Origin of the sequence: Acidovorax sp. Leaf78, assembly GCF_001422735.1 — a bacterium.
Taxonomy (GTDB): Bacteria; Pseudomonadota; Gammaproteobacteria; order Burkholderiales; family Burkholderiaceae_C; genus Acidovorax.
The window spans coordinates 101,192-116,716 of record NZ_LMLZ01000003.1; the positions used below are offsets into that span (position 1 = coordinate 101,192).

General features: G+C 68.3%; 11 protein-coding genes. 3 read left to right on the forward strand and 8 right to left on the reverse strand.

Annotated elements, in window-relative coordinates; all coding sequences use genetic code 11:
* Positions 1-27: 27 nt before the first annotated feature.
* From ASF16_RS04335 to ASF16_RS04370, 8 genes are all read right to left on the reverse strand, one after another.
* Positions 28-456, reverse strand: coding sequence for a VOC family protein (locus ASF16_RS04335; protein ID WP_056163248.1), 429 nt, complete (start codon positions 454-456; stop codon positions 28-30).
* A gap of 307 nt (positions 457-763) precedes the next feature.
* The gene (locus tag ASF16_RS04340; protein ID WP_056163251.1) at positions 764-2,494 is read right to left on the reverse strand and encodes a tannase/feruloyl esterase family alpha/beta hydrolase; all 1,731 of its coding nucleotides are present in this window, start codon (positions 2,492-2,494) and stop codon (positions 764-766) included.
* Positions 2,495-2,632: 138 nt separating this feature from the next.
* The gene (locus ASF16_RS04345; RefSeq protein WP_056163252.1) at positions 2,633-4,342 is read right to left on the reverse strand and encodes a tannase/feruloyl esterase family alpha/beta hydrolase; all 1,710 of its coding nucleotides are present in this window, start codon (positions 4,340-4,342) and stop codon (positions 2,633-2,635) included.
* Between the two features lie 131 nt (positions 4,343-4,473).
* Positions 4,474-6,171 carry an acyl-CoA dehydrogenase family protein gene (locus tag ASF16_RS04350; protein WP_056163255.1) on the reverse strand — a complete coding sequence of 566 codons (1,698 nt, stop codon included), beginning with the start codon at positions 6,169-6,171 and terminating at the stop codon, positions 4,474-4,476.
* Between the two features lie 471 nt (positions 6,172-6,642).
* Positions 6,643-7,632, reverse strand: coding sequence for a Bug family tripartite tricarboxylate transporter substrate binding protein (locus ASF16_RS04355; RefSeq protein ID WP_056163257.1), 990 nt, complete (start codon positions 7,630-7,632; stop codon positions 6,643-6,645).
* 99 nt (positions 7,633-7,731) lie between these two features.
* Entirely contained in the window at positions 7,732-8,496 is a 765-nt protein-coding gene (locus tag ASF16_RS04360; RefSeq protein ID WP_056163260.1) for an SDR family NAD(P)-dependent oxidoreductase, read from the reverse strand.
* A 42-nt stretch (positions 8,497-8,538) separates the two neighbouring features.
* Positions 8,539-10,407, reverse strand: a complete 1,869-nt coding sequence (locus tag ASF16_RS04365) for a feruloyl-CoA synthase (protein WP_056163264.1) — start codon at positions 10,405-10,407, stop codon at positions 8,539-8,541.
* A 53-nt stretch (positions 10,408-10,460) separates the two neighbouring features.
* Entirely contained in the window at positions 10,461-11,246 is a 786-nt protein-coding gene (locus ASF16_RS04370; protein ID WP_056163447.1) for a crotonase/enoyl-CoA hydratase family protein, read from the reverse strand.
* A gap of 157 nt (positions 11,247-11,403) precedes the next feature.
* On the opposite strand from ASF16_RS04370, the gene ASF16_RS04375 reads away from it, so the two are divergent.
* Genes ASF16_RS04375 through ASF16_RS04385 form a run of 3 tightly spaced genes read left to right on the forward strand, consistent with a single transcriptional unit; the run spans position 11,404 to position 15,481 of the window.
* The gene (locus ASF16_RS04375; protein WP_056163266.1) at positions 11,404-12,618 is read left to right on the forward strand and encodes a thiolase family protein; all 1,215 of its coding nucleotides are present in this window, start codon (positions 11,404-11,406) and stop codon (positions 12,616-12,618) included.
* A 2-nt stretch (positions 12,619-12,620) separates the two neighbouring features.
* Positions 12,621-13,874 carry a thiolase family protein gene (locus ASF16_RS04380; protein WP_056163269.1) on the forward strand — a complete coding sequence of 418 codons (1,254 nt, stop codon included), beginning with the start codon at positions 12,621-12,623 and terminating at the stop codon, positions 13,872-13,874.
* Positions 13,875-13,909: 35 nt separating this feature from the next.
* Entirely contained in the window at positions 13,910-15,481 is a 1,572-nt protein-coding gene (locus ASF16_RS04385; protein WP_056163270.1) for an acyl CoA:acetate/3-ketoacid CoA transferase, read from the forward strand.
* Positions 15,482-15,525: the final 44 nt, after the last annotated feature.

The following is a 15,525-nucleotide window of genomic DNA, read 5'->3' on the forward strand; positions in this document are numbered from 1 at the left end:
GGGTCAGAGATTGAGCCCCGCTGTGATCTAGAACGTCACTTTGACCGACGCGGCGCTGCGCTGCGCCTCGCCGTGGAACACGGCCTCGATGTTGTTGCCGTCCGGGTCCAGCACAAAGGCGGCGTAGTAGCCGGGGTGGTAGGGGCGCTCGCCCGGCGCGCCATTGTCCTTGCCGCCGTGCGCGAGTGCGGCGCGGTAGAACGCTTCGACCATCGCCCGGTCTTTTGCCTGGAAGGCCAGGTGGTGCCGGCCCGTCAGGTGGCCCTGGGCCGCCGCGCTGTCGGCGGTGGAGACAAAAAGCTCGTCGGCCCAGAAGTAGCCTTCGCCCGTGCCGCCCATCGGCACGTCGAGCACTGCGAACACGGCGGTGTAGAAGGCCTGGCTGGCCGGCAGGTCGCGCACAACCAGCTGGATGTGGTCGATGAGGCGGCCGCGGTGCAGTTCCTGCGTTTCCATGGTGGTTCTCCGGTGCATGGGATCGGCGCAGTGTAGGCACGCTCCCGAAGGGCGGCGTGTCAGACCCTGCCGCCATCTCGGATTTGGAACCGCTTCTCCAGCGTGGCTGGAAGGCAGTGTGGACGCCTCGCGCTGCACACCGCTTGATTCCCGCCACAACACGCGGTAGCTGAAGGGGAAGCCCTCGCTCGCCGAGCACGTGCCGTGCTTGCAGTGCTCGACCTGGTGGTCGGGGCCCTCACGCCCACGCCGAGCCACCCGTCCCGGCCTCCAGCCGAAGTGGGGTGGGTGGGGCGAGGGCGGGCCGCTACTTGCAGCTGAAGCTGCTCGCGCTCTCCACGTCGCCGCTGCCGTTGTAGCGCGCCACCTTGGGGTACACGCACAGCGGCCGGGTGCGGTTGGCCGACCAGCTGGAGGGCAACTCGGCGTTGACCAGGTTGCTGCCGGCACCGCGGGCGCGGGCGGTCACGCTGTCGGGCGCCTGGCCTTGCTCCACCCAGGCCACCAGGGGCGCCAGCATGTCGAACTGGTCGGTGGCGGGGCCGCCGGAGCAGTGGTTCATGCCCGGCACCAGGAAAAGGCGGGCGAATGCATCGGCCTGGCCGCCATGGCGGGCCTGCAGGCGGTCCATCCAGTGTGCCGTGTCCACGGGCGAGAACACGCCATCGGCCACGCCGTGAAAGACCATCATCTTGGCGCCGCGGTTGCGGAGCGCGCCCAGGTCCGCCGGGTTGGGCGGCGTCATGTACGACCAGGGGGACTCGGCGTACTGCGCCGTGGTGGCGAACATTTTGGGGTAGTCCTTGTCCATGCTGAAATCCATGGCGTATTGCAGGCCCGTGGTGGCCTTGAAGGCCTCCAGCGTGGCCGGTGGCGTGGTGAAAAGGAACGCCACCGCCCCCGCGTCGCGTGTGGTCGGGGCGTTGAAGTGCCAGAACGCAAAGTTGCTGCCCGCGATGCCGGGGTCGAACCAGGTGCCGGTGTACAGCGCCTCGCCCTGGCTGTTCTTCGGCCCCGCGAAAATGCGGGACAGCACGGTCTTTTGCGCCGGCGACAGGCAGCTGCCATCGCGTGCGCCGGTGCAGCTGGGTACATCGGTCTGCAGCTGAAAGGTGGCCTGGCAGGCTTTCACATCGTTCACCTGTCCGTCTGTCGCGCCATCGAGCGCATCGCACCGCTCGACGATCTTGCGGCCGATGAGCTTGAACTCCGCGGGTGAGATGGCGCTGGCCAGATCGGGCTGGCCGTTGGCGCCTGGCGTGGCCACGCTGGCGTATTGCTGCGCCTTCCACAGTTGCGCCGTGGCGGCCTTGGGCAGGCTGAAGCCCGGGTTGCCTGCCAGCACGCCGTCGTACTGGTCGGCATAGCGCGACGCGGCCACCATGGCGTGGCGCCCACCGTTGGAGCAGCCGGCGATGTAGGAGCGGTCGGGCGCCTTGCCGTAGGCGCCGCGGATCAGGTCCTTGGCCATGGGTGTGAGCGTGCCGACTGCCTGGTAACCGTAGTCCAGTCGAGCCTGTGGGTCCAGCCCGAAGAACGGCGTGGGCGCACCGTGGCCTGCGTCGGAACTGAGCACCGCGAAGCCCTGCACCAAGGCCGGCGCCACCGGCGCTGCGCCGCTGACCGAACCCAGCGCCGTGACCACACTGCCGTCCAGCCCGCCGTTGACCTGGTGCAGGAAGCGGCCGTTCCAGGCCACGGGCATGCGGATCTCGAACCCGATGGCGTAGGTGGCACCGTCCACGGAGCTGGTGCGCTCTTTCATCCGGCCTTTAACCAGGCAGTGCGCGGGTGCCTGGGTCGTCACGTTCTGCAGCGTGATCGGCCCGGCCGCCACGAGCTCCGACGATGTGAGGCGCGTGTCCGGCAGTGCCAGGCTGCCCGCGAGGTCGGCGCAGGTTTTCAGTGTGGCGGGCGTGGCGGCCGCCAGCTGGGGCAGGGCGCTGCGCGGAACGGTGCCGCAGCCTGCGAGCAGGGCGGCCAGTGCGGCGGCACCCAGGACGGCGGGGCGGGTGCGCAGAGGGTTGCGGGTGTTCATGCGATGTCTCCTCAAAAAGTGAAATCGCGGCGTTGGCCTGCCGCAATCCTGGCAGCGGCGCGTGCCGCGTGCAACTGAAATGCCGCTCAGCGCCGCAAATGGGCCGACCTGCAGGCCGGCCACCCACGGCGCGCAGGGCTACTTGCAGCTGAAGCTGCTGGCGCGTTCGATGTCGCCCGTGCCGTTGTAGCGCGCCACCTTGGGGTAGGCGCACACAGGGCGCGTGCGCTGGGCAGACCAGCTGGCGGGCACATCCGGGTTGGGGCCGGCCACATTGCCGGCGGTCCGCACGCCCGCGACCACGCTGTCGGGGGCCTGGCCCTTCTCGACCCAGTTCACGAGCGGCGTCAGCATGTCGAACTGGTCGGTGGCGGGGCCCACGGTGCAGTGGGACATGCCGGGCACGGGGTAGTAGCGTGCGAAGTTCGATGCATCGCCGCTGTTGTTGGTGCGCACACCTTCATACCAGCTGGCAGTGTCGTTGGCCGAGAAGATCGGGTCGCTCACGCCGTGGTAGACCATGACCTTGGCGCCGCGCTGCTTGAGCGTCGACAGCTGGGTCGGGTTCACCGGCTGCATGAATGAGAGCCCCGACTCGGTGTACACGCCACTCGTGGCCGCCACCGATGCGAGCATGGTGTCGATGGGGGTGTTGAGCGCATAGGCCGCGCCGCTGAAGCCTGTGGGCGACACCGGTGGCGAGCCCCAGGTCATCGCCGTCATGGCCGGGTCGATGTTGGTGGAGACGAAGAACTCCCAGAACGACGAGTCTGCCGCGTTGTGGCCGCTGTCGAAAGGGAAGCTTGCATAGAACCTGTTGCCCTTGCCGTCCACCGCGCCCGAGAAGATGGGCGCAATCGCCGTCTTCTGGGCAGGCGTCAGGCAGCTGCCGGCCCTCGCACCGGAGCATGAGGGCACATCGCGCTGGAAGTCGAAGCTGGCCTGGCAGGCTGCGGTGTCCTGGACGATGCCGTCCTTCACGCCATCCAGAGCGTCGCACTTGTCCAGCACCTTGGCCGAGACCATGGCGCGCTCCGCACCCGTGAACGCGGTGGACAGGTCGGCCGGGTTGGTCGCGATGCTGGCGTACTGCTTGGCACCGAACTGGTTGGCGATGGCTGCCAGCGGCAGCCGGTAGCCAGGTGCGCCCGCCAGGTAGCCGTCGTATTCGCCGGGCATGCGCGTCATGGCCACGAAGGTGTGCCGCCCGCCGTTGGAGCAGCCTCCGATGTACGAGCGGTCGGGCCGCCGGCCGTAGGCGGCTGCGATCAGGTCCTTGGCCATGGGGGTCAGCTTGGCCACGGCCTGGTAGCCATAGTCGAGCCGAGCCTGCGCGTCGATGCCAAAGAATAGGTCCTGTCCGCCCTTGTGCCCGGCGTCCGAGCTGATGACCGCAAAGCCCTGCTGCAGCGCCGTGGTGGGTGCGGGGCCGCCGCCGCCGAGGGCCGGGAGCACCTCGCCGTCCGAACCGCCGTTGGCTTGGTAGAAGAACCGCCCGTTCCAGTCGAGGGGCATGCGCATTTCAAAACCCACGGCGTAGCGGCGGTCGTCCTGCGGGCTGGTGCGGGCGTTCATCTCGCCGCGCACCAGGCAGTGGGCGGCCACGGCCGAGTTGCCTCGGGTGAGCACGCCCGCCGCGACCTGCTCGGCCTGGGTGATCTGGGTGCCCGGGTGGCTGAACCGGCTGGCCAGCTCGGCACAGGTGGCCAGCTTGCCCGGCGACGCGGTTGCCAGCTGCGGCAGCGCCGTGTCGGACGAGCCGCCGCCGCAGCCGAGCAGTAGCGCCGCGGGCAGCGCCGCCATGGCGAGCGGGTGGATGGGCATTCTTCTTTTCTTCGCGATGCTCATGGTGATGTCTCCATTTTTTCGAGGCGCAGGAAAGCCCGCAGCGCAGCCTCGACACGCTGTGGGGGGTGTGAGCGGAGCGGTGCGTAACCCGGGTGGGTGCTACTGAATCAGGAGCTGCTGGCGCGCATCTGTCAAGCGGCAGCGGCCGATTCGGCCTTGGTATTGCGTGACTGTGCGATGCGCTCGCGCAGAATGCCGGCGCGCAACTCGAATTCCGGCAGCGCCCAGTGCGCAAACGCCTGGGCGGGCGTCTTCCAGCGCGGCGTGCCGCCGCCCGGTGCTGCCTCTATGCGCCCCCAGGCCCATTCCAGCAGCACCAGCGCTACGGCGCGCAGGTAGTCGTCGGCCACCCAGTAGGGCAGCTCGGGGTCGGCCTGCGCGGCGCGGGCGAGCTGTCGGGTAAGGTCGATCAGCGCTGTGTGCCGGGCCCGGGCGGCGGGTGTGGCGGGCAGTGCCTCCAGCAGCGCGGCCAGGCCCTCGCCGCCATCGGCCAGCACCTTGCGCACCAGCAGGTCGATCGCCTGGATCTCGTTCGTGCCTTCGTAGATCATGGCCACGCGGGCGTCGCGCACGATCTGCTCGATGCCCCATTCGCGCACATAGCCGTGGCCGCCGAACACCTGCAGGCAGGCGCTGGCGCCATGGAAGGCCTGATCGGTGAGCGCGGCCTTCAGCACTGGCGTGACCAGCGCGCACCAGCGCTGCGCAGCGGCGCGCTCGGCCGCGTCGGTGCTGTGTTGGGCGGCGTCCAGTTGCAGCGCCGTGTGGTACGCCAGCACCCGCCCGCCGTCGATCCACGCGCGCTGCGTGGCCAGGATGCGGCGGATGGCGGGGTGGTCCTGGATCAGGCTCGTGTCCCTGGCGCCGGGCGCGCGCATCTGGCGGCGCTCGGCGGCGTAGGCACTTGCCTTTTGCCATGCGGCCTCTAGCAGGCCGATGCCTTGCAGGCCCACGTGCAGGCGCGCCGCGTTCATCATCACGAACATGGCGTTTAAACCCTTGTTCGGCTCGCCCACCAGCCAGCCTGTGGCGTCGTCAAAACGCATCACGCAGGTGGGGCTGCCGTGCAGGCCCATCTTCTCTTCGATGCGCTCGCACACTACTGCATTGCGGGCGCCGCCCTCCAAAACTTTGGGCACGAGAAACAGCGACAGGCCCTTGGGCCCGGCAGGCGCATCGGGCAGGCGCGCCAGCACCAAGTGCACGATGTTGTCGGTCAGGTCGTGCTCGCCGCCGGAGATGAAAATCTTGCTGCCATTCACGCGCACGCTGCCGTCCGCCTGCGGCACGCCGCGCGTGCGCACCAGCCCCAGGTCGCTGCCCGCGTGCGCTTCGGTCAGGCACATGGTGGCCAGCCACTCGCCGCTGGCGATTTGGGGCAGGTACTGCGCCTTCAGGTTGTCGCTGGCGTGGTGCTGGATGCATTCGTACGCGCCGTGCAGCAACCCCGGCGCCATGGTCCAGCCGTGGTTGGCACCGGCCAGCCATTCGAACAGCACGCATTCGAGCACCGCCGGCAGGCCCTGCCCGCCGTCGTCCGGGTCGCACGACAACGACGGCCAGCCCGCCTGCCAGAACGCCTGGTACGCCTCGCGAAACCCTGCGGGTGTGTGCACCTGGCCCGCGTCGAAGCGGCAGCCTTCTTCGTCGCCGCTGCGCTGCAGCGGGGCGATGGCGCTGTCGACAAACTTCGCAGCCTCATCGAGCACCTGCGCGGCCAGATCGCCGTCGGTGTCCGCAAACGGCGCCAGCGCCTGCCACCGGGCGGGCGCCTGCAGCACCTCGGTCAGCAGGAACTCGATGTCGGCGAGGGACTGGCGTGCTGGCATGGTTTGCTCTTGATTTGATAGCTGTTAGCGCTTGCTGGATAAGCGATAGGGGCTGTTTTTTTTTGAATTCGGAAACTTCGTTGCCGTACCGTTCACCCTGCACCTGGCGAAGGGGCTGCGCAAGCGGTGCGCCCTGGCTTCGACAAGCTCAGCCCGAACGGTTTGGGGGGCGGCACGTCGTCATGCGGGCTGGCTGTATGCGCTGGCCCTGGCTTCGACAGGCTCAGCCCGAACGGGTTGGGGAAGAAGGGGCGCGGCCAGGAGAGACAATCAGCGTCCACATCTCGGCATCGGTCGCGCAACATCAGTAAGCAATCACCAACGCTCGCTGCCTCAAAACCCGGCCATCACCAGCGCCCCCACACTTCGCAACTGGCGCGCCCCCATGCCAGCGCCACCGTGGATCTGGCTCCGCCAGTCCACGGGTGGCGTCCCCCTCAGGGGGAAGGCGCGTAAGCGCCTCAGGGGGAGTCAAGACTCTGCCGTGAACCCGATCTTCTTGATCAGCGGCCCCCAGGTGTCGTACTCGGCCTTCTGCCAGCGCGCCTGTTCCTCGGGCGTGGAGCCGTGCGGCATCAGGCCCACGATGGCCAGGCTGTCGATGACCGACTTTTCCTTCAGCGCCGCGTTGATCGCGGCATTGGCGGCGGCGATCACGGGCTTGGGCGTGGCGGCCGGGGCGTAGAAGCCGAACCATTCTTCGGTCGTCAGCTCCGGAAAGCCTTGCTCGGCGAACGTGGGCACGTCGGGCACGTAGATGGAGCGCTTGGGGCCCGAGGTGGCCAGGATGCGCAGCTTGCCGGCCTTGTAGTTGGCGATGAAGTCACCGTGCGGCGTGACCATGGCGGCGATCTGCCCGCCCACCACGTCCGTCACGCCGGGGATGGAGCCGCGGTACGGCACGTGGCGCAGGTCCACGCCGCTGTTGATACCCAACAGCGCGCCCAAAAAGTGGGGCGTCGAGCCCGCGCCGGGCGAGCCGTAGCTCGCGTCCTTGGGGTTGGCCTTTGCCCAGGCCAGGAAGTCCTTCACCGACTTCACGCTGGCGGGCACCATGGGGCCCACGGCCAGGCCGTGGTGCATCACCGCGGCGATCGACACGGGCGCGAAGTCCTTGTCGGTGTAGTTCATCTTGCTGTAGATGTGCGGGTAGTTGGCCAGGGCCGACACCTGCGCCACGGCCAGCACCGAGCCGTCGGCCGGGGCGCCCTTGAGCGTCTCCAGCGCAATGCGGCCGCCCGCGCCGGGCTTGTTTTCCACCACGCCGGGGTTCTTGCTGAACGCACTGCCCGCCCACTTCTCCGCCACGCGGCGCGCCACGGTGTCGCCCGAGCTGCCGGCCGGAAAGCCGAAATACACCTTGACCTGGTCCACCTGCGCATGGGCGGCGAACGGATGCAGCGCGCCCAGTGCGGCGCTGGCGCCAAGGGCCTGAACGAATTGACGGCGTGTGGTGGTCATGGTTTGTCTCCTGGTGTGTATCGGATGGAAATCTCAAAAAGCAACTGGGGTGTTCTCACACTCTCTCGTTATGTCGGCGCTGCGCCGCTCCGCGGCGCGCTACCGTGGTGCCATGCGCAGGGCGCCGTCGAGGCGGATGACTTCGCCATTCAGGTGCCCGTTGGTCACGATGTGGCAGGCCAGCTCGGCAAACTCCTCGGGCTTGCCCAGGCGCGGGGGGAAGGGGATGCTCGCGGCCAGCGACTGCTGCACGGCCTCGGGCAGCTCCTTCATCAGCGGCGTGGCGAACAGGCCGGGCGCCACGGTGCACACGCGGATGCCGTGCTGCGCCAGGTCGCGCGCCATCGGCAGCGTCATGCCCACGAGGCCGCCCTTGGAGGCGCTGTACGCCTGCTGGCCCACCTGCCCGTCGAACGCGGCGGCCGAGGCGGTGAACATCATCACGCCGCGCTCGCCATTGGGCAGTGCGTCGAGCTTGGCGCAGGCGGCGGCGAACAGGCGGCTGACGTTGTAGCTGCCGATCAGGTTGATGGTGACGACGCGCGTGAAGTCCTCCAGCGGCGCAGCAGAGCCGTCGCGCTGCACGATGCGCTTGGCGCTGCCGATGCCGGCCACGTTCATCAGGATGCGCGCGGGGCCGTGGGCGGCAGCGGCCTTCTCCAGCGCAGCGGTGACGCTGGCGGGGTCGGTGATGTCACAGGCGCACGCCACGCCACCAATATCGGCCGCAACCTTCTCGGCCAGCTCGGCATTGCGGTCGAGCACGGCGACCTTGGCGCCCAGGCGGGCGAGTTCGCGGGCGGTGGCTTCACCGAGGCCCGATGCGCCGCCGGTCACGATGGCGGCTTGTCCTTGGATGTCCATGCTGTGTGTCCTTGAGAAAAATGGTGGGTGTGTCTTGGGCGTTCAGTGGCGCGGCACCAGCGTGCCGGGCAGCGTGCCGCCGTGCAGTGCGTCCACCACGTCCGCGCGGTGTTGCAGCACGGCGCGCTGGTTGATGGAGCCCTTGTCGGTGACCTCGCCCTTGTCGAGCGAGGGCGGCTCGGCCATCAGGTGCGCACGGGCCACGCGGGTGGCGCTGCCGGTGGACTCTGCCGAAAGCTTGTCCAGCACCTGCTGGAAGTGCTGCTGCACCGGGGCGCTGGCCAGCACCTCGTGCAGGCTGGCGCTCTCGGGCAGGTCGCTGAGCGTGCGGATGGTGGGGGTGGGCACCAGCAGCGCGCCGATCTCTTTGAGGTTGATGCCGGTGATGACCGCGTCCTGCACGTAGGGCGCGCAGGCGGCGATGATCTTGGCGCGCATCGGCCCCACGCTCACGAAGGTGCCGGTGCTGAGCTTGAAGTCCTCGGCAATGCGGCCGTCGAACTTCAGGCCCTTGTTCAGGTCGTTCTCGTCGATCCACTTCACCGCGTCGCCCGAGCAGTAGAAGCCCTCGTCATCGAAGGCGTCGCGTGTGGCGTCGGCATTGCGCCAGTAGCCGGGCGTGATGTTGGGGCCGCGGTAGCGTACCTCGACCTTGCCGTCCACGGGCACGAGCTTCAATTCGAGCCCCGGCGTGGGCACGCCGATGTCGCCGGCCTGCACGTCGGGGCTGTTCACCGCCACGCAGAAGGGGCAGCCTTCGGTCATGCCCAGGCCCGTGTTCATCACGATGCGCTCGCCCACTTCGCGCTCGGCGCTGTCGAACAGCGAGTCCCAGATCGGCTGCGACAGCGCGGCTGCGGCAAAGAAGAACATCTTCACGCGGCTGAGCAGGTTCTTGCGCAGTTGCGCGTCGGTCTTCATGGTCTGCGCGATCACCTCGAAACCCGTGGGCACGTTGAAGTACACCGTGGGCGCGATCTCGCGCAGGTTGCGGATGGTCTCGGCCATGCCCTTGGGCGTGGGCTTGCCCTCGTCCAGGTAGAGCGTGCCGCCGTTGTAGATGACGATGCCGAAGTTGTGGTTGCCGCCGAAGGTGTGGTTCCACGGCAGCCAGTCCACCAGCACCAGGGGCTCTTCGGCCAGCACCGGCATCGACTGGTTCATCTGCTGCAGGTTGGCGGCCCACATGCCGTGCGTCACGATCACGGCCTTGGGCAGCTTGGTGGAGCCCGAGGTGAACATGAACTTGGCGATGCTGTCGGCCGTGATGGCGCCATGCGCCGCATCCACGGCCGGCGTGGCGGGGGTGGCCAGCAGGTCGCTGAAGGCCACGGTGCTGCGGCCCGGGATGCTGCCGGTGCCCAGCACCACCTTCACGTCGGCCGCCACGGTGGCCTCGATGGCGCGCGCGAAGCGCGTGGCGTCGCTCGCGAACACCAGGCCGGGGGTCAGGGTGTCCAGCACGTGGCGCAGCTTGTCGAAGTCCTGGCTGATGGTGGAGTACGCGGTGGACACGGTGCACTGCGGCACGCCGGCCACCAGGCAGCCCAGCGACAGCAGCGCGTGGTCCAGGTCGTTCTCGCTCAGGATGGCCACGGGGCGCTCGGCGCTCAGGTGCATGTCGAGCAGGGCCTGGGCAATGCTGCGCGCGGCCTGCCAGGCCTGGCCGTAGGTGATGTGGCGCCACTCGCCCAGGCTGCCGTCGGCGTTCTTCACGCGCTGGGCCATCCAGGTGCGGTCGGGCACGGTCTGGGCCCAGTGCGCGAGCCGGTCGGTCAGGCGCAGCGGGTAGGCCTCCAGGTCCTGCGTGGCCCGCACATAGACGACGCCGTTGTCTGCCTGGCGGGTGCTGACTTCGGTCACGCCGAAGCGCAGCGGCCGGTAGCGGGGGGAGGGGTTGGTTGCCGTCATGGAAAAGCGTCTCGGTGGGGCTGGGGTGGCGCCGTGGGGAGCGTGTCGGTCGGTCAGTCCTTCTTGACCTTGGCGGCCTTGCCGTCGAGGAAGGCGCGCACACGCGCCTTGGCCTCGGGGGCGCTCTGGGCGATGGCGGCCATCATGGCTTCGGTCATCAGGCCCTGGTCCGACGGCTGTTCGGCGATGCGCGGCAGCGCGTGCATCAGCGCGTAGTTGGTCAGCGGCGCGTTCTGCGCAATGCGCTGGGCCAGCTCGAAGGCCTTGTCGAACGCCGTGCCGGTGGGCACGAGGTACTGCGCAAAGCCCACGCGCTCGCCGTCCACCGCGTTGTAGACGCGGCCGGTCATCATCATGTCGGTCATGCGCGCCGTGCCGATCAGGCGCGGAATGCGCACCGCGCCGCCACCGCCCACGAAGATGCCGCGCGAGCCTTCGGGCAGCGCGTAGAAGGTCGATTCATCGGCCACGCGGATGTGGCAGGCGCTGGCCAGCTCCAGGCCGCCGCCCACCACCGCACCGTGCAGCGCGGCCACCACGGGCACGGGGCCGAACTGCACGCGGTCCAGCGCCGCATGCCACATGCGCGAGTGGTGCAGGCCCTGGCCGGCATCGCGCTCTTTCAGTTCGGACAGGTCCAGGCCCGAGCAGAAATGGTCGCCTTCGCCATCGATCACGGCCGCGCCCACGGTGGCGGGCAGGTTGTCCATCACGTCCCGCAGCGCCAGGATCAGGCCGTCGTTCAGGGCATTGCGCTTGGCAGGGCGGGACAGGCGGATGACCGCGATGTCCTCGCGTTCGCCGCGGATTTCGAGGGAGATGTCGGAGTGCTTGGTCATGGTCATCGAGGTGAGTTGGAGAAATTATGGTTATCAAAAATAACTAAAACAAGGCCGTGCAGGCGGTCTTTGCTAGGTGCTTTCCCTAGCTTTTCCAGGGACTCATATGATTATGATAAATAACTAAAATGGCACCGATTCACAGCAAGGACCCGTCATGAACGCCTTCATCCCCTACGGTATCTACTGGTCGTCCCCGTTTGCCAAGTGGCAGGGCTCGCTGGCCAACCTCAACGCGCTGCCGCTGGCGGCCACCGTGGGCAAGCAAGCGCTGGCCGCGCGCGGGTACGACCTGTCGGCGGTGGACCTGGCGATCCTCGGCATCACCAACCCGCAAAAGGGCAGCTTCTATGGCCTGCCCTGGGTCACCGGCCTCATGGGCATCGACCGCGTGGCCGGCCCCACGGTGCAGCAGGCCTGCGCCACCAGTGTGCGCGCGCTGCAGATGGCCGCGCAAGAAGTGGCTTGCGGCACTGCCACCAGCGCCCTGCTGGTGATGGCGGACCGCCAGTCCAACGGCCCGGTGGTGTACTACCCCGATTCGAGCGGCACCGGCGGCTACGGCATCACCGAGCACTGGGTGCCCGACAACATGGGCCACGACCCGTATGCCAAGAACCCCATGCTGCAGACCGGCGAAAACGTGGCGGCGCGCTATGGCATCAGCACCGAAGAGCAGCACGCGCTCAAGCTGCACCGCTACACGCAGTACCAGGCCGCGCTGGCCGATGACCGTGCCTTTCAAAAGCGCTACATGGCCGATGTACCGGTCACTGATTCGAAGTTCCGCAAGCAGACCGGCACGCTCAGCGCCGACGAAGGCATCTTCCCCACCACCGCAGAAGGTCTGGCCAAGCTCAAGCCGGTGAAAGAAGGCGGCACCGTGACCTTCGGCGGCCAGACGCACCCAGCCGACGGCAACGCGGGCGCCATCGTCACCACGCGCGACCGGGCGCGCGCAGCGTCCATCGATGCGAGCATCGAGGTCGAGATCCTGGGCTTCGGCATGTCGCGGGTGGAAGCCGGCTTCATGCCCATGGCACCGTCGCCGGCGGCGTTCAATGCGCTCAAGCACGCGGGCCTGTCCATCGCCGATGTGCACGCCATCAAGACGCACAACCCGTTCGCGGTGAACGACATCGCGCTGGCGCGCGACACCGGCTTTGCGTGGGAGCGCATGAACAACTACGGCAGCTCCATCATCTGGGGCCACCCGCAGGCGCCCACCGGGATGCGCGCCATCATCGAACTCATCGAAGAGCTGGTGCTGCGCGGCGGCGGCGTGGGCCTGTTCACCGGCTGCGCCGCGGGCGACACCGGCTACGCCACCGTGCTGCGCGTGACGGACAGCAAAACCACTTCCAAGGCCTGACCATGACGACCGCTTCGACAAGCTCTTTCTCCGCCCTCTTGAACGCCTGGCTGGTGGACGGCGTGCGCACGCCCATGGTCGACTACTGCGGGCCGCTCGGGCATGTGTCGCCCACCGACATGGGCATCAAGGTGGCCCGCGCCGTGCTGGAGCGCGCCGGCGTGCCTGCGGCCGACGTGAACTCGGTCATCACCGGGTCGATGGCGCAGGCCGACTTCGACGTCTTCGTGCTGCCGCGCCACATCGGCCTGTATGCAGGCGTGCCGCAAGCGGTGCCGGCCATCCTGGTGCAGCGCATCTGCGGCACGGGCTTCGAGCTGTTCCGCCAGGCTGCGGACCAGATCGCGCTCGGCTATGCCGACGTGGCGCTGGTGGTGGGCACCGAGTCCATGACGCGCAACCCGATCGCCGCGTACACGCACCGCACGGGCTTCAAGCTCGGTGCGCCGGTGGAGTTCAAAGACTTTTTGATGGAGGCGCTGATCGACACCGCAGGCCCCGTCACGATGATCGAGACCGCCGAGAACCTGGCCAAAAAATACGGCATCACCCGCGAAGACGTGGACGCGTACGCGGCCCGTTCGTTCGAGCTGGCGCTCAAGGCGCAGGCCGATGGCTTTCTGGCCGGCGAGATCGTGCCGGTGACGAGCGAGAAGTTCGAGCTGGCAGGCTACGCCACGCGCGGCATCACGCTGCCGCGCAAGGTGGCGCAGCTCGACCGCGACACGCACCCGCGCCCCTCGCCCATCGAGGCGCTGGCGGGGCTGCGCACGGTGTACCCCGGCGGCGTGCAGACGGCGGGCAACAGCTCGGCCCTGGTCGATGCGGCCGTGGGCGCCGTGGTGGCCAGCGATGCGTATGTGCAGCGGCGCGGCCTCAAACCCCTGGCGCGCCTGCGCGGTGCGGCTGCCGTCGGTGTGGCGCCCGAATTCATGGGCATCGGCCCCGCACCTGCCATTCGCGCGCTGCTGGCGCGCACCGGGCTCACGCTGGATGACATCGGCCTGTTTGAAATCAACGAAGCGCAGGGCGCGCAGACCATCGCCGTGGAGCGCGAACTGGGCCTCGACCGCGACAAGCTCAACGTGAACGGCGGCGCGATTGCGCTGGGCCATCCCTTGGCCGCCACCGGCGTGCGCCTGACGGTGACCCTGGCGCGCGAGCTGCGCCGCCGCGGCCTGCGCTACGGCATCTCGAGCGCCTGCGTGGGCGGCGGGCAGGGCATGGCGCTGCTGATCGAGAACCCCGACGCCTGAACCAGTCATCCCCTTATTTCGCAAGAGCACACACCATGAAAATCATCACCGCCGCTGAAGCCGGGGCCCTGATCCCCGACAACGCCACCATCTTCCTGGGCGGCCTGGCCGTCTCCAGCCTGCCCGAGGAAGTGCTCAAGGGCGTGGAAAAGAATTTCCTCGACACCGGCCACCCGAAGAACGTGACCACCTGGGCCTGCGGCGCCATCGGCAACAGCAAGGACGCGGGCATGGTGCACTTTGCCCACCCGGGCATGATCAAGCGCACGGTGGCCGGCCACTTCGGCCAGACCGGCGCCGAGATGATGAAGATGGTCTTCGACGGCGAGGTCGAGGCCTACAACTTCCCGCAGGGCAGCCTGTCGCACCTCACGCGCCACATCGCCAGCCGCAGCCCCGGGCTGCTGACTAAGGTGGGCCTGGGCACGTTTGTGGACCCGCGCATCGAAGGCGGCAAGCTCAACAGCAAGTCCACCGAAGACCTGGTCAAGCTGGTGGAGTTCAACGGCGAGGAATGGCTGTTCTATCCCGCGCCCAAGGTCGATGTGGCCATCATCCGCGGCACGCTGGCCGATGAGAACGGCAACATCACGCTGGACAAGGAAGGCGTGCTGCTCGAGCAGATCAACATCGCCCACGCGGCCAAGGCCAGCGGCGGCATCGTGATCGCGCAGGTGGAGCGCATCGTGAAGGCCGGCAGCCTGCACCCCAAATCGGTCAAGGTGCCGGGCGTGTCGGTGGACTACGTGGTGGTCAGCCAGCCCGAGAACCACATGCAGACCATCACCACGCAGTTCAACCCCGCGCTGTGTGGCGATGTGCGCGTGCCGCTCAATTCGCTGGCGCCCATGCCGCTGGACGAGCGCAAGGTGATCGCGCGCCGCACGGCGCTGGAGCTCACGCCGGGCGCCATCACCAACCTGGGCATCGGCATCCCCGCGGGCGTGCCGTCGGTGGCGGCGGAAGAGGGCGTGTCCGACCAGTTCACGCTGAGCGTGGAAAGCGGCATCACCGGCGGCATCCCGGCGCAGCTGGGGGACTTCGGCACTGCCTACAACGCCGATGCGATCATCGAGCAGTCGCTGCAGTTCGACTTCTATGACGGCGGCGGTCTGGACGCGAGCTTCCTGGGCCTGGCGCAGGCCGACAACCACGGCAACGTGAACGTGAGCAAGTTCAACGGCCGGCCCGTGGGCTGCGGCGGTTTTGTGAACATCACGCGGTCCACCAAGCACCTGGTGTTCTGCGGCACCTTCACCGCGGGCGGGCTGGAGGTGAAGGTGGCTGATGGGACGCTCACTATCGTCAAGGAAGGCCGCTCGCACAAGTTCATTGAGAAGGTCGAGCAGATCACCTTCAACGGCCTGGACGCTGCGCAGCGCGAGCAGAACGTGCTGTTCGTCACCGAGCGCGCCGTGTTCCACCTGACCACCGAAGGCCTGGAGCTGACGGAGATCGCGCCCGGCATCGACCTGGAACGCGACGTGCTGGCGCACATGGGCTTCAAGCCCATCATGCGCAACGTGAAGACCATGGACCCGGGCCTGTTCCGCGCGCAGTGGGGCGGCCTGGCGCAGGCCATGGCGGCGAAGGCTGCGCAGGGCTGAGGGGCGTTCACGCCCTGGCGCTGGTCGGCGGCATGGGCCGGGCC

Coding starts and splice junctions, on each gene's coding strand:
- ASF16_RS04335 (WP_056163248.1), bottom strand. CDS start 456: ATGGAAACGCAGGAACTGCACCGCGGCCGCCTCATCGACCACATCCAG.
- ASF16_RS04340 (WP_056163251.1), bottom strand. CDS start 2,494: ATGAACACCCGCAACCCTCTGCGCACCCGCCCCGCCGTCCTGGGTGCC.
- ASF16_RS04345 (WP_056163252.1), bottom strand. CDS start 4,342: ATGAGCATCGCGAAGAAAAGAAGAATGCCCATCCACCCGCTCGCCATG.
- ASF16_RS04350 (WP_056163255.1), bottom strand. CDS start 6,171: ATGCCAGCACGCCAGTCCCTCGCCGACATCGAGTTCCTGCTGACCGAG.
- ASF16_RS04355 (WP_056163257.1), bottom strand. CDS start 7,632: ATGACCACCACACGCCGTCAATTCGTTCAGGCCCTTGGCGCCAGCGCC.
- ASF16_RS04360 (WP_056163260.1), bottom strand. CDS start 8,496: ATGGACATCCAAGGACAAGCCGCCATCGTGACCGGCGGCGCATCGGGC.
- ASF16_RS04365 (WP_056163264.1), bottom strand. CDS start 10,407: ATGACGGCAACCAACCCCTCCCCCCGCTACCGGCCGCTGCGCTTCGGC.
- ASF16_RS04370 (WP_056163447.1), bottom strand. CDS start 11,246: ATGACCAAGCACTCCGACATCTCCCTCGAAATCCGCGGCGAACGCGAG.
- ASF16_RS04375 (WP_056163266.1), top strand. CDS start 11,404: ATGAACGCCTTCATCCCCTACGGTATCTACTGGTCGTCCCCGTTTGCC.
- ASF16_RS04380 (WP_056163269.1), top strand. CDS start 12,621: ATGACGACCGCTTCGACAAGCTCTTTCTCCGCCCTCTTGAACGCCTGG.
- ASF16_RS04385 (WP_056163270.1), top strand. CDS start 13,910: ATGAAAATCATCACCGCCGCTGAAGCCGGGGCCCTGATCCCCGACAAC.